This window comes from Pseudoalteromonas sp. SM9913 (assembly GCF_000184065.1).
Lineage (GTDB): Bacteria > Pseudomonadota > Gammaproteobacteria > Enterobacterales > Alteromonadaceae > Pseudoalteromonas > Pseudoalteromonas tetraodonis.
On record NC_014803.1, the window covers coordinates 2,890,990 to 2,903,964 of the forward strand.

General features: G+C 41.4%; 15 protein-coding genes. 10 read left to right on the top strand and 5 right to left on the bottom strand.

Annotation, left to right across the window (positions count from 1 at the left end; genetic code table 11):
• Nucleotides 1–69: 69 nt before the first annotated feature.
• The 6 genes from PSM_RS13250 to yacG all read left to right on the top strand — a co-directional run bounded on the left by PSM_RS13250 (nt 70) and on the right by yacG (nt 5,711).
• Nucleotides 70–492, top strand: coding sequence for a pilin (locus PSM_RS13250; RefSeq protein ID WP_013465934.1), 423 nt, complete (start codon nt 70–72; stop codon nt 490–492).
• Between the two features lie 114 nt (nt 493–606).
• Nucleotides 607–1,836 carry a type II secretion system F family protein gene (locus PSM_RS13255; RefSeq protein WP_013465935.1) on the top strand — a complete coding sequence of 410 codons (1,230 nt, stop codon included), beginning with the start codon at nt 607–609 and terminating at the stop codon, nt 1,834–1,836.
• Nucleotides 1,837–2,060: 224 nt separating this feature from the next.
• Entirely contained in the window at nt 2,061–2,972 is a 912-nt protein-coding gene (locus PSM_RS13260) for a prepilin peptidase (protein WP_041695804.1), read from the top strand.
• A gap of 2 nt (nt 2,973–2,974) precedes the next feature.
• Nucleotides 2,975–3,604: a dephospho-CoA kinase gene (gene coaE, locus PSM_RS13265; protein ID WP_013465937.1), complete on the top strand. Its 630-nt coding sequence runs from the start codon at nt 2,975–2,977 to the stop codon at nt 3,602–3,604.
• Nucleotides 3,605–3,739: 135 nt separating this feature from the next.
• Entirely contained in the window at nt 3,740–5,416 is a 1,677-nt protein-coding gene (gene pilB / locus PSM_RS13270) for a type IV-A pilus assembly ATPase PilB (protein WP_013465938.1), read from the top strand.
• Between the two features lie 64 nt (nt 5,417–5,480).
• Nucleotides 5,481–5,711, top strand: coding sequence for a DNA gyrase inhibitor YacG (gene yacG, locus PSM_RS13275; RefSeq protein WP_008114915.1), 231 nt, complete (start codon nt 5,481–5,483; stop codon nt 5,709–5,711).
• 278 nt (nt 5,712–5,989) lie between these two features.
• Here the strand turns inward: yacG and PSM_RS13280 are convergent, their stop codons facing one another.
• Nucleotides 5,990–6,454, bottom strand: a complete 465-nt coding sequence (locus tag PSM_RS13280; protein ID WP_008114914.1) for a periplasmic heavy metal sensor — start codon at nt 6,452–6,454, stop codon at nt 5,990–5,992.
• Nucleotides 6,455–6,622: 168 nt separating this feature from the next.
• Between PSM_RS13280 and PSM_RS13285 the strand changes: the two genes are divergently transcribed.
• The 3 genes from PSM_RS13285 to PSM_RS13295 are packed head-to-tail and all read left to right on the top strand — an operon-like array spanning nt 6,623 to nt 9,651.
• Nucleotides 6,623–7,312, top strand: a complete 690-nt coding sequence (locus PSM_RS13285) for a response regulator transcription factor (RefSeq protein ID WP_013465939.1) — start codon at nt 6,623–6,625, stop codon at nt 7,310–7,312.
• Nucleotides 7,290–8,717, top strand: a complete 1,428-nt coding sequence (locus PSM_RS13290; protein ID WP_013465940.1) for an ATP-binding protein — start codon at nt 7,290–7,292, stop codon at nt 8,715–8,717. The genes PSM_RS13285 and PSM_RS13290 overlap by 23 nt, the downstream gene beginning before the upstream one ends.
• Entirely contained in the window at nt 8,707–9,651 is a 945-nt protein-coding gene (locus tag PSM_RS13295) for an alpha/beta fold hydrolase (RefSeq protein WP_013465941.1), read from the top strand. Before PSM_RS13290 ends, PSM_RS13295 begins: the two co-directional genes overlap by 11 nt.
• On the opposite strand, the gene PSM_RS13300 is transcribed toward PSM_RS13295, so the two are convergent.
• A complete protein-coding gene (locus PSM_RS13300; protein WP_076916062.1) occupies nt 9,648–10,478 on the bottom strand; it encodes a cation diffusion facilitator family transporter in 831 nt (276 codons plus the stop codon). The genes PSM_RS13295 and PSM_RS13300 overlap by 4 nt on opposite strands.
• Before the next feature lie 157 nt (nt 10,479–10,635).
• Here PSM_RS13300 and trmL point away from each other — a divergent pair, with 157 nt between their 5' ends.
• Nucleotides 10,636–11,100 (top strand): tRNA (uridine(34)/cytosine(34)/5-carboxymethylaminomethyluridine(34)-2'-O)-methyltransferase TrmL, encoded by a 465-nt coding sequence (trmL, locus tag PSM_RS13305; protein ID WP_013465943.1) that lies wholly within the window; start codon nt 10,636–10,638, stop codon nt 11,098–11,100.
• 66 nt (nt 11,101–11,166) lie between these two features.
• On the opposite strand, the gene gpsA is transcribed toward trmL, so the two are convergent.
• The 3 genes from gpsA to grxC are packed head-to-tail and all read right to left on the bottom strand — an operon-like array spanning nt 11,167 to nt 12,962.
• Nucleotides 11,167–12,174, bottom strand: coding sequence for an NAD(P)H-dependent glycerol-3-phosphate dehydrogenase (gene gpsA / locus PSM_RS13310; RefSeq protein WP_013465944.1), 1,008 nt, complete (start codon nt 12,172–12,174; stop codon nt 11,167–11,169).
• A gap of 3 nt (nt 12,175–12,177) precedes the next feature.
• A complete protein-coding gene (secB, locus tag PSM_RS13315; protein ID WP_013465945.1) occupies nt 12,178–12,666 on the bottom strand; it encodes a protein-export chaperone SecB in 489 nt (162 codons plus the stop codon).
• A gap of 38 nt (nt 12,667–12,704) precedes the next feature.
• Entirely contained in the window at nt 12,705–12,962 is a 258-nt protein-coding gene (grxC, locus tag PSM_RS13320) for a glutaredoxin 3 (RefSeq protein WP_013465946.1), read from the bottom strand.
• Nucleotides 12,963–12,975: the final 13 nt, after the last annotated feature.

Here is a 12,975-nt window from a genome sequence, read left to right on the forward strand (position 1 = left end):
ACATAAGTTACAGTTTAAAAACTTATACCCGTTTGGCTTACCACAACATTATCCTTTAGGAGAGGAAACATGCAAACAATGACACAACAAAACCAAAAGGGTTTCACCCTAATTGAATTAATGATTGTAGTAGCAATCATCGGTATTTTAGCAGCAGTTGCATTGCCTGCTTACTCTAACTACCAAGCAAGTGCAAAGTTAACAGCTGGTTTAGCTGAAATATCAGCGGGTAAAACAGGTTTTGAGGTTGCTGCAAATTCAGGAACAACACCTACGATAGCAGAAGCAGGCCTTCAAGCTAAAACTGCAAACTGTGATATCACGGTTACAAGTACGACTATAGTTTGTGCGGTTATTAACGCTCCAACTCAAATAGGTACTGCGGCTAAAATGACGTGGACTCGAACATCTACAGGCGCTTGGACATGCGCTACAACAGGTATAACAGCTGCAAATAAAGACTTAGCTCCAAAGAGCTGCCCGCAAGCTTAACCTTGAATATTACTTAAAAAAACGCTCATTAGAGCGTTTTTTTTTACATAAGAATCTCTCTTTTGCAATATACTGACTTATGATTCAAGTTGTAGCAATATAGGTAAATCACTCATGGCAAAAAAGCAGCAAGAAAAAGGCCTTGATACCTTTCAATGGGTAGGTGTAAGCGCTCGAGGTAAGAAGCTTGAGGGCGAGCTTACGGGATCTAGCATTGCACTAGTCAAAGCAAAATTACGCAAGCAAGGCATTACCCCCTCTAAAGTAAAGCGTAAAGCCAAGCCCATATTTGGTATAAAAAGCGTACAAAAAATCACCCCAAAAGATATTGCTTTAGTGACAAGGCAGATAGCCACTATGCTGATGGCGGGTGTACCACTAATTCAGTCAATTGAAATGATAGGCTCAGGCTCCACTAATAAAAGCGTGAGTAAGCTTATGAGTGCTATTGGCGATGAAGTCAAAGCAGGGTTGCCGCTTTCTAACGTACTTAGAAAATACCCTCGCTATTTTGATGAATTATATTGCGATTTAGTGGCCTCTGGTGAGCAATCTGGTGCACTGGATAAAATATTTGACCGCGTTGCGCTATATAAAGAAAAGTCAGAGGCGCTGAAATCAAAAATTAAAAAAGCCATGTTTTATCCAATATCAGTTTTAGTGGTTGCAGGTATTGTAACTTCTATCTTGCTGATATTTGTGGTACCGCAATTTCAGGAGATTTTCAATGGCTTTGGTGCAGAGCTGCCTGCCTTTACCTTATTTGTAATCGCCATTTCCGAGTTCATGCAATCTTATTGGTGGATGATAGTATTAGCTGTGATGGTATTTGGTTACGTATTTAAAGAAGCAAAACTTAGAAGCTTAGCGCTCAGGGATGCGACAGACCGCGCCATACTTAAACTGCCTGTTGTCGGCATGATTTTAAATAAGGCCGCCGTGGCGCGTTATGCACGTACCCTATCGACCACCTTTGCAGCCGGTGTACCGCTGGTAGATGCGCTTGATTCCGCAGCCGGTGCCTCAGGAAACGCAGTTTACCGTTATGCTATTTTAGAAATAAAAGCCGAGGTAAGCTCTGGTAACCAAATGAATTGGGCGATGCGCAACTCTAAAATATTCCCTGATATGGTGGTACAAATGGTCGCCATTGGTGAAGAGTCAGGATCGCTTGATGGCATGCTGGCTAAAGTTGCCACTATCTACGAGCAAGAAGTAGATGACGCCGTAGATGGCCTATCGAGCTTACTTGAGCCGTTAATAATGGCGGTGCTTGGTGTATTAGTGGGTGGCTTAATTGTGGCCATGTACTTACCTATTTTCCAACTAGGTTCAGTTATTTAGCTTCGAGCTTCGAGTTTCTAGGCCCGTTACCCGAAGCCCGTTGCCCGCAACTAAAGTGCGCGGCATAAAGCCCCGCCTACAGAACAATTAAAACGCGGTGGTTCCCCGCAACTCGTCGCCCGTTGCCCGAACCTCAAACCTAACACCTTGAACCTCGAACCTAATTTTGCACTTATATAAAACCACTGTATTATCAACACAGAATTTAGTTTTAGGTAAAATAAATGCAAAGTCTTTTTATTGATATCACCGCCGCGATGCAAAACCATTTATGGTTTTACTTAACCACTATTGGACTGGTGAGTTTATGTATCGGTAGCTTTTTAAATGTAGTGATATATCGCTTGCCACTAATGATGCAAAAAGAATGGCAAACTGAATGCCGCTTATTACTAGCCGATGAACTAACCAGCCCAAAGGCTAAACAGGCCACTGAACACACTACTGACACGTTTAATTTAGTTAAACCCAACTCATGTTGCCCAAAGTGCAAAGCAGCCATTAAGCCATGGCAAAACATCCCTATATTTAGTTGGGTATTTTTAAAAGGTAAATGTGCAACCTGTGATAACCCAATTTCAGTGCGTTACCCAATCGTTGAAGCCATTACCGCTATTTTAAGTCTAGTTGTTGCGTACGCTTTTGGCGCTACAGAGCAGGCTTTATTGTACATTGTAGTTACTTGGGCGTTGGTAGCACTGACTTTTATTGATATTGATCACATGCTACTGCCGGACCAGCTTACTTTGCCACTTTTATGGTTAGCACTAATAGCCTCTGTTATGGGTTATACCATTGCCCCTAGCGATGCCATTATTGGCGCAGCATGTGGCTATTTAAGCTTGTGGAGTGTGTTTTGGTTGTTTAAATTAATAACCGGCAAAGAAGGCATGGGCTATGGCGACTTTAAATTACTTGCCGTATTTGGAGCCATACTGGGTTGGCAATCGTTATTGACCATTATTTTGCTCTCAAGCGTAGTTGGCGCTGTAATTGGCATTGCTCTACTTAGTATTCAAGGTAAAGACAAAGCAACCCCCATTCCTTTTGGTCCTTACTTAGCAATAGCCGGTTGGTTCACTATGCTATGGGGCACGCAACTGCAAAACAGCTATTTTAATTTTATTGGCTACTAACTATGAGCAATACACAACATCATAAAAATAACTGGGTATTGGGACTAACCGGCGGGATTGGCTGTGGTAAAACCGCGGTTAGCGATCTGTTGGCAGAACTAGGCATTACTATTGTTGATGCAGATATAGTGGCTCGCCAAGTAGTTGAACCTGGCACTGATGGCCTAAAAGCGATTATTGCGCATTTTGGCAATGATATACTCGATGAACATGGCGCATTAAACCGTGGCGAACTACGATCGCGTATTTTTAGTAACCCTGAGCAAAAAACATGGCTCAATGCGCTGTTGCACCCTTTAATACGCACTAAACTGCTCACTGACTTAAAAAACGCGCAAAGCGACTATGTGGTTTTAGTTGCCCCGTTATTATTTGAAAATGGGCTTGATGGCTACTGTCATCGTACTTTGCTAATAGATGTTCCCAAAGAGGTGCAAATTGCACGTACTACACAGCGCGACAATATAAGCATTGAACAGGCCGAGCAAATTATTGACGCACAAATGTCTCGAGAGCATAAACAACAAAAAGCGGATGATATTTTAAATAATAACCGCGACCTAAGCGATGTAAAACAAGACTTACTTAAACTGCATAATTATTATTTACAGCAAGCTAAGTCTACAATATAAATAAATTAACCCAATCGCAGCGCCATAAACTGATATTTTTATCAGTAAATTGTCTGCTGCATTGGTACGATTAATGTATTCCTTTCTTTTTTTCTGATAAATTGCTGACTAAAGAAGGATTAAATCAGGTACGCAATGAATATTAACTCACCGTTATTAAGAAAATTTATTACCCTCGGCCGGGTTGATACTGATACCGTAAAAACACGGCAGCAAGATTTTGCGTCAACTGCAGAGCTTATCTCTAAATGTGGAAAAATAGACAGTAAAGATTTAGCTGAGCAATGCATTGATTTATTTAGAGTGCCTTTTTTTGATTTAAAAGATTTTAATGTTGCACAAATATCAGCTGAGCTGGTTAAAGAAAAACTGATCCGCAAACACCATATTTTGCCTTTGGTACAAAAAGGCAGAAAAGTGTATATTGCCGCCTCAGATCCTACCGATTATGGTGCCTTCGAAAACTTTGAATTTAGCACGGGTTTATCGTGCGAAGTAGTTGTGGTTGACTACGTCCAGCTTGACCATAAAATTGAGCAATTACTCGATGCCTCTGGCAGTTTAAATTTAAGTGAAGACGAATTTAAAGAGTTTGCTGAACTCGATTCTGAGCAGCACAAAGAACACACTCCTAAAGACGATGACAAAGACGACGCCCCAATAATTGTCTACATTAATAAAATTTTAATGGATGCAATAAAAAAAGGCGCCTCAGATTTACACTTTGAACCTTATGAACACAAATACCGTATTCGCTTTCGTATTGATGGTATTTTGCACGAAGTAGCCAGCCCGCCAAATACATTGGCCAGTAAGCTATCGGCGCGAATAAAAGTAATGTCGCGACTGGATATTGCAGAAAAGCGTAAACCACAAGATGGCCGTATTAAGCTTAAGGTAACAGAGCGTAAAAGTATTGATTTTCGTGTTAGTACCATGCCAACTTTGTGGGGCGAAAAAATTGTAATGCGTATTCTTGATTCATCCAGTGCCATGTTAGGTATAGATGTATTAGGCTATGAACCCGAGCAGAAAAAACTATATCTCGATGCACTTGAGCAACCGCAAGGAATGATTTTGGTTACCGGCCCAACCGGTTCAGGTAAAACGGTTTCTTTGTATACGGGCTTAAATATACTCAATCAGCCGGAGCGGAATATTAGTACCGCCGAAGATCCGGTAGAAATTAACCTCGAAGGGGTTAACCAAGTACAAATAAATATTAAAGCCGATATGACCTTTGCCAATGCATTACGGGCGTTTTTACGTCAAGATCCCGATGTGGTGATGGTGGGTGAAATACGTGATTTAGAAACTGCAGAAATATCAATTAAAGCGGCGCAAACAGGTCACTTGGTACTGTCAACACTGCATACCAACTCAGCGCCAGAAACGATTACTCGTTTGTTAAATATGGGTGTACCCGCGTATAATGTGGCCAGTTCTATTAGTTTAATTATAGCTCAGCGTTTAGCCCGAAGATTATGCTCTAAATGTAAAACACCAGAGCAGTTACCTCGCGAAGAGCTTATACGCCAAGGCTTTAGTGAACAACAAATTCAAGACATGGTTTTATACGCACCTAAAGGCTGTGAAAACTGTACCGATGGCTACAAAGGCCGTGTTGGTATTTACGAAGTAATGAAAATTACGCCTGAAATAGCGCAAATTATAATGCGCGGCGGTAACTCATTAGAAATTGCTGAGGTATCACTTAAAGCAGGATATAACAATTTGCGTTTATCGGGTATTCGTAAAGCCGCAGAGGGTGTGACCTCACTTGCTGAGGTTAATCGTGTCACTAGTTTTTAAATAGAAAGCTTAGCTGTTTATTATAAATTGAGTCGCAAAGCCTATATTAATGTGAGAGTAAATTATGCCAACAGTGGTTAACTGCCCAACCTGTAAAGCAAAAGTAGAATGGTCAGAACAAAGTCCGAATCGCCCTTTTTGTTCAAAACGTTGCCAACTTATTGATTTAGGTGAATGGTCGTTTGAAAATAATAAAATTTCAGCACCCATCACTTCTGCAGATGAATTCAGCCAAGACATGATTGAAGACATTGAAGCAATGATGGCAAAAAACGAAGATGACTTTTTTAAGTGATTTTTAATGGTTCGAGGTTCGAGGTTCGAGGTTCGAGAAATTTAAAAACCTTGCAGTTAACATAGCAAGGTTTTTTATACCTGTAGCAGCGGTTTACCCCGCGTCAGTATTAGGTTTTAGGTCATTTATCTACCACAGAGGCGCAGAGCACACAGAGAAAGTGACAATAAATGATCTTCTCTCTGTGGAGCGCAAAGCGCCTCTGCTCCCTCTGTGGTTCAAAATATTCTGTAGATACAAGGCGGGGCTTCGGGTTGCGGACCTCGCACCTCGCCCTATTACCTGCGGCGCTGCTGTATTTTAGCTAACTTTTCTTTTTGCTCAGCGTTAAGCAGTTGCATTACCTGATGCTGGGTTTTCAATTTAATTAATCCCAATTGCTGCTTCTTATCTTGGCGTGCGGTTAATAACTCTTTCGCTGCATTTTCGTCAAAGTTTGGCGCTGACAATAACGCATCCATTTGCGCTTTATAAGCTTGGCGCTGTGCCTTACGCGCGTCTTTATTTTGGCTTCTTAGTGCTTTAATTTGCGTTTTTTGCGCTGTAAAAATCGCTTTTAGTTGTGTTTGTTGATCCTCAGTAAGCGCCAGTTTATCTGCTGCTCGCTCAGAGAGTAAAAAGCGTGCTTGAGAGTGGCCTTGTTTATGGCCATCACCTTTTGCAAGTGCGCTGCCCGCACTGAGCGTTGCTGCTGTTAAGCCACAAATAAGTACTAATTTTGATAGCGTGTTTATCTTAGTCATAATCATCACCTTAATATTGAGTTGGTTGTTGGCTGCTAGCCAGTGTGTTCACTATAACCGGCTCAATGCAAAGTAACGCAAAGCAGTGTAAAGGTTATGTAAAGATTCACTTTTGGTGTATTTAACGCGTAAAATAAAAACCATAAAACAGCGCGTAAGGCTTAATGTATGAAACTATTAATGATTGATGATGACACAGGTTTATGTGAGCTATTAAGCGAGTATTTGAGCGCACAAGGCTTTAGCATACAAACCGCACATGATGGCCAACAAGGCTTAGAGCTTGCCTTACAAAACGATTACGCGCTTATATTACTTGATGTTATGTTGCCCTCTATAGATGGCTTTGAAGTACTCAAACAACTCAGACAAAGTAAATTAACGCCGGTGATTATGTTGACCGCTAAAGGTGAAGACTTTGACCGTATTTTTGGTTTAGAGCTCGGCGCTGATGACTATATTCCAAAACCGTTTAACCACCGCGAACTCCTTGCCCGAGTAAAAGCTATTACTCGCCGTATTGAACACATTAATAGTGTAAGCAATAACAATAATAAAAAGCTCTCTTTAAACGGTATTACTATTAACTTTGCCGCGCGTGAAGCCAGTGTAAATAACACCACACTCACGCTTACGGGTACCGAATACGAAATATTGGCTTTATTAGTAAAACACGCCCCTGATGTTATAAGCAAAGAGCAAATAAGCGAAGAGGTACTAGGACGGCGTTTAGCGTCATTTGATCGCTCTATTGATATGCATGTGAGTAATATTCGAAAAAAAATAGCTGAGCATATCGCGGGGGAAAAAATTAAAACTATTCGAGGGACGGGTTATGTCTTTATCCAAGGAGAGTAAAGTAACGCGTTTTAGCTGGTTAAGACACCCTCGACATTATTTGTTTTTTAAAGTCTTTGCTTGGTTTTGGCTAACGATCATTGGCACTTTTACTGCGCTATTTTTCTTAAGTAATATTTCGCTGATCAATGCTATTAGCCATGACCCCCTAAAAGGGCCCATGCAAAAAAATCTAGAACACTTGGCTCGAGGTATCGAGCGCAGCGCACATAAACACAAGCGCTCTATTCATGACATTATTACTCACCCGCGTTTGAGTAAACGCAAGTTACTTTATTTAAATTCACTAAGTAGCGATGAGTTTTTGATCAGTAAAAAAGTTGAGAATAATATTGATTTTAGCTTACTGAACTTTAGTGAAGGCATGCCACCTCAAATTATTTTTACTGAATATTACCAAGCTTTTGGCCCTGTGCGCATTCGAGTACCTGAAGGCGAATTTGCGTTATATGAAATCGATATAAATCAACAGCGACCGCTCTTTATTCGCTTAAGATTGTTGCCGGTTTGGTTAAAAATTTCTATCGCCATTATCGCCTCACTTACATTAAGCTTTTTATTTAGTCGTAACTTAATTGCCCCTATAAATAGCTTAAAACAAGCTGCAATTAGGCTCTCAAATGGCGATTTAAGTGCGCGCGCGGCAATAAATAGTCAACGAAAAGATGAGCTTGGAGTTTTAGGACGCGATTTTAACCGTATGGCTGATCAATTAGAGCAACTACTTAGCGCTCAAAAGCGTTTACTTGCCGATATATCCCATGAATTGCGCTCCCCACTAACACGCTTAAAAATGGCCACAGGGTTGGCGCAAATGCAAGCGAGTGAGGCCAGCCAATCGTATTTATTGCGTATTGAAAAAGAAGCAAATCAACTTGATAAAATGATAGCCGATGTATTGCAGGTATCGCGCTTAGAAGCCAATAGCCAACCTTTATCACTGCAAGCGCAGTCGTTACAAGTTATTGTTGACCATGTGATTAACGATGCTCAGTTTGAAGCAAAACAGCACAATAAAACGCTGCATATTCAAGGTGATGCTGAGGTAAATATAGAGTGCGACGAAATGCTGATTGCCAGTGCTCTAGAAAATATTTTACGTAATGCAATTAAATACGCACAACATACTATTAGCATCACCTTAAAACACAGTGATATCATCACTATACAAATATGTGATGACGGCCCTGGCGTTCCCGCAGCGCAACTTGATAAACTATGTGAGCCATTTTTTAGGCAATCAGACGCCCGCGACCGAGTCAGCGGCGGCACTGGGCTGGGTTTAGCCATTGCAAAAAATGCGGTGATTGCCCACGGCGGAAATTTAGCTTTATCAAATAAGGACGCTGGCGGGTTATGCGTTGAGATAAGCTTACCAATACAAAAGAGAGACCATGTTTTATAGCAATGAAAGCGAGCTTGAAAATAACCTGCCTGCCATTAATGAGTTTTATACTAATACACTCAAAAAAGCCTATTTAAGCACGGCTGCCGGTAAATTATTTTATGCTTACGCTAAGCCTAAACAGGCTCACACTGCCATTGTTATTAGTTCTGGGCGCATTGAAGGACTCGATAAATACAAAGAGCTGCTTTGGGAGCTTTATTGTAATAATTTTGCTGTTTTTATTGTTGATCACCAAGGCCAAGGACGCTCTTATCGGTTATTAAAAAACCCCCATAAAGGCTATGTCAAACAATTTGAAGATTACAGTTACGATCTCAATCAATTCAATCTTGAGGTGGTAAAGCAGCATTGGCAAGGTAAAAAACTACTGCTTAGCCATTCAATGGGCGGCGCTATTGCGTTTGATTACTTAGCACGTTACTCACATGACTTTAGTGGGGCGTTTTTATCTGCGCCCATGTTTGATATTCATACTAAAGGAATACCAAAACCCGTAGCACAGTTTATCGCTGCCAGTGCGTCATTATTAGGGTTCTCAGGGTGTTATGCGTTAGGACAAAGCGATTATACACCTGAAGAGTTTGCGCTTAACACTTTAACCAGTAGCCAAATACGCTATGATCAATTTAGGGCAACTTATCAGCAAACGCCACTATTACAATTAGGCGGTGTTACCTATGGCTGGCTGCATACTGTTTTTTCATTTATTAAAGCGCTCGATAAACTATCCATAACAACCCCGTTATTTATAGCCAGCGCAGAAAATGACGAAGTGGTTGATAACCAAGCCCAGCATAAGCTTGCAAGCCGACATAAAAACACCCTAATAAAGCAGTTTAAAGGGGCTAAGCACGAGCTGTTTTTTGAGCGGGACGAAATTCGCCAACCATTGCTAACAAGCCTTTATAAATTTTGTGATTCAATAGGTTAACTACTAAGCGACAGCGGATCTAGGTGAATCAAAATATCAACTTCAGATTCAAATTGCTGAGTGATCATCAGCTCCACTTCATCTGCCACTTTATGGGCACGAATAAGCGGTAAATTGTCATCAAGCTCTAAATGCAGTTGAATAAACTTAACTTTACCGCCCTGTCGAGTGCGAATACCGTGAACGCCATAAACATCATTATGGTTACGCGCTATTTCAAAAATACTTTGCTTTTCTTCATCGGGTAGCTCTTTGTCCATTAAATGCGAGGCACTTTCGGTTGCTATATCCCAACTGTTATACAACAAATAACCTGCCACACCGATAGCAAACAATGGGTCGGCATACAGTACGCCATAGTAGGCGAGTAAAATAGCAAGCAATACCGCCGCATTTAAAATTAAATCGCCCTTGTAGTGAACGGAGTCGGCTTTGATGGCGATTGATTCTGTGTGCTTCACGACTTTATTTTGCACAAATACAATTACCAAGGTACAAGCAATGGCAAAAATACTCACCCATACACCTAATAATGAGTGCGAAAGCTCTACTGGGTTTATTAATCGCTCGATACCGTGAAACATTAATAAACAGCCCGATCCCGCAATAAATGCAGCTTGGCCTAACCCTGCAAGCGCCTCCGCTTTACCGTGACCAAACCGGTGGTCATCATCCGCAGGACGCAGTGCATACGATAAAACTAAAAAGCTCATTAGCGTCGCGGTAATATCCATTAATGAATCAGTGAGTGAGCCAAGCATCGACGCCGAACCCGACGCCAGCCAAGCCCATGCTTTGGTCGCAATCATTAGGCTCACCATGACCATGGTCACTATGCTTGAAGCTTTGACCCAAAATTCATAACTGCGATTATGCACGTATCTGTCCAAGTGTAAGATGTATTTAATGTTTGTAGTATATCATTTTTTATTCATTGTTCGTGTATACTGAGTCAGTCAAATTAAAGATTTTATAGGGCTTATTGTGCTGGATATTGTTTTATACCAACCTGAAATTCCGCCTAACACCGGGAATATCATTCGTTTATGTGCCAATACTGGCTATTCATTGCATTTAATTGAACCGTTAGGGTTTGAGTGGGATGACAAACGTGTAAAACGCGCTGGACTTGACTATCACGAATTTAGCCATGTACAACGCCATGCCTCATTTGATGCTTACTTAGAAAAGTGCCAACCTAAAAAGGTGTATGCTTGCACCACTAAAGGTAGCCAATTTCATCACCAAGCACAGTATGAAGCGGGTGATTGCTTAGTATTCGGACCAGAAACCCGAGGCTTACCTGATGACATGATTCAAGCACTGCCAAACGAGCAACGCGTGCGTATACCTATGCAAGCCGATAGTCGCAGTATGAATCTGTCTAATGCAGTAGCTGTGTTTGTGTATGAATCTTGGCGCCAGCTTGGCTTTGTAAACGCGCAGTAATTATTTACCAATAATAAAAAACCGACATTATGTCGGTTTTTTAATTTTTAAAGAATAGTGAAGCATTTATTCTGACTTTTGTTCACGACCTAATAACGCCATAGCAGCTGCTTTCATGTCTTTATTTTCATAGAGTACTTTGTATATTTGCTCGGTAATTGGCATTTCCACACCAGCGCGTTGAGCTAGTAAGTACACTTCTTTGGTATTTCTAAAGCCTTCAACCACTTGGCCAATTGATGCAATGGCATCATCAACACTCTCACCTTTACCTAAGGCTAAACCAAAACGGCGGTTGCGCGATTGGTTATCGGTACAGGTCAGAATTAGATCACCTAACCCGGCCATACCCATAAAGGTTTCAGGTTTTGCACCCAGTGCACACCCTAAACGCGACAACTCTGCTAAACCACGAGTAATAAGCGCGGTACGAGCATTTGCACCAAACCCCACTCCATCAGAAATTCCCGCACCAATGGCAATCACGTTTTTAACCGCACCACCTAGCTGTATACCAATAAAATCATCATTGTTATACACCCTAAACGAGCGCCCGCAATGCAATAAATCGGCTATTTGTTTAGCAAATGCCGATGATGTTGATGACACCGAAATTGCAGTTGGTGATCCCATCGCCATTTCTTTGGCAAAGGTTGGCCCAGAAAGCACCGCTAATGGCACCTCTTCACCTAGCTCTTGCACTGCTACTTCTTGTAACAAACGCCCAGTATTTGGCTCTAGTCCTTTGGTGGCCCATGCTATTTTTGCATTTGGGCGCAAAGCAGGTTTGATTTGCTTTAATGTGTCAGCAAATGCGTGGCTTGGCACAACAACCAAAACAATATCGCTACTTTGCGTTGCACGCTGTAAATCTGCTTCAAGGATTAAGGTGTCAGGAAAAGGAATATCAGGTAAGTAACGTTGATTTTTTCGCTCAGCTGCAAGCGTCGCAACGTCTTGGCTATTGCGTCCCCATAAAGTCACTTTGTGACCATTTCGGGCTAAACAAATAGCAAGGGCGGTGCCATACGACCCCGCCCCTAAAACAGTAACAGCTGATGTGGCTGTATTCATAAATTAAGCGTCTGCTGTAGCCTGCTCAGCTTGCGCTGTGCGTTGCTGCATGTACTGTGCAAATAATGCGTCAAAGTTAACTGGCGCAAGATTAAGTTGTGGGAACGTACCACGATTTACTAAGTTAGATACCGCTTCACGTGCATACGGAAATAACACGTTAGGGCAAAATGCACCTAGCATGTGCGCTAATTGCATTTCTTCAACGTCAGCAATCGTAAAGATACCTGCTTGTTGAATTTCACATAAAAACGCAGTTTCTTCACCGATAGATGCCGTTACAGTTAGTGCAAGCACTACTTCGTAAACACCTTCATCAAGTTTGTTAGAGCGTGTATCTAAATCTAATTTTACTTCTGGAGCCCACTCTTTTTGAAAAATAGCTGGCGAATTTGGCGTTTCAAACGATACATCTTTAGTGTAAATACGTTGGATAGTAAACTGTGCACCTGCATCAGCTTCTGCTGCTGCGTTTTGATTTTGTTCGTTCATTGTTATTCCTAACCTGTTATTTATTATAATTAATTAAATTAAGCACTGAGCTTAGCATCAAGGTGACCTTGCGCTTCTAGTGCCATCATGTCGTCACAGCCACCGATGTGTTCATCGTTGATAAAAATTTGTGGAACCGTGCTTGCGCCACCGGCTTTGGCGATCATTTCATCGCGAAGCTCTGGCTGAACGCCAATATCAATATTTGTATATTTTACACCTTTGCTGTCTAACAGCGCTAATGCGCGATGACAAAAAGGACAATATCCTTTGGTGTATAAAATAACGTTACTCATAATTAATCCTTAA

Excerpts from the sequence above, each read along its gene's own strand:
- grxC (WP_013465946.1), bottom strand. The coding sequence starts at position 12,962 with ATGAGTAACGTTATTTTATACACCAAAGGATATTGTCCTTTTTGTCAT.
- gpsA (WP_013465944.1), bottom strand. The coding sequence starts at position 12,174 with ATGAATACAGCCACATCAGCTGTTACTGTTTTAGGGGCGGGGTCGTAT.
- PSM_RS13300 (WP_076916062.1), bottom strand. The coding sequence starts at position 10,478 with ATGGTCATGGTGAGCCTAATGATTGCGACCAAAGCATGGGCTTGGCTG.
- coaE (WP_013465937.1), top strand. The coding sequence starts at position 2,975 with ATGAGCAATACACAACATCATAAAAATAACTGGGTATTGGGACTAACC.
- PSM_RS13260 (WP_041695804.1), top strand. The coding sequence starts at position 2,061 with ATGCAAAGTCTTTTTATTGATATCACCGCCGCGATGCAAAACCATTTA.
- PSM_RS13290 (WP_013465940.1), top strand. The coding sequence starts at position 7,290 with ATGTCTTTATCCAAGGAGAGTAAAGTAACGCGTTTTAGCTGGTTAAGA.
- PSM_RS13280 (WP_008114914.1), bottom strand. The coding sequence starts at position 6,454 with ATGACTAAGATAAACACGCTATCAAAATTAGTACTTATTTGTGGCTTA.
- PSM_RS13285 (WP_013465939.1), top strand. The coding sequence starts at position 6,623 with ATGAAACTATTAATGATTGATGATGACACAGGTTTATGTGAGCTATTA.
- PSM_RS13255 (WP_013465935.1), top strand. The coding sequence starts at position 607 with ATGGCAAAAAAGCAGCAAGAAAAAGGCCTTGATACCTTTCAATGGGTA.
- PSM_RS13295 (WP_013465941.1), top strand. The coding sequence starts at position 8,707 with ATGTTTTATAGCAATGAAAGCGAGCTTGAAAATAACCTGCCTGCCATT.
- yacG (WP_008114915.1), top strand. The coding sequence starts at position 5,481 with ATGCCAACAGTGGTTAACTGCCCAACCTGTAAAGCAAAAGTAGAATGG.
- PSM_RS13250 (WP_013465934.1), top strand. The coding sequence starts at position 70 with ATGCAAACAATGACACAACAAAACCAAAAGGGTTTCACCCTAATTGAA.
- secB (WP_013465945.1), bottom strand. The coding sequence starts at position 12,666 with ATGAACGAACAAAATCAAAACGCAGCAGCAGAAGCTGATGCAGGTGCA.
- pilB (WP_013465938.1), top strand. The coding sequence starts at position 3,740 with ATGAATATTAACTCACCGTTATTAAGAAAATTTATTACCCTCGGCCGG.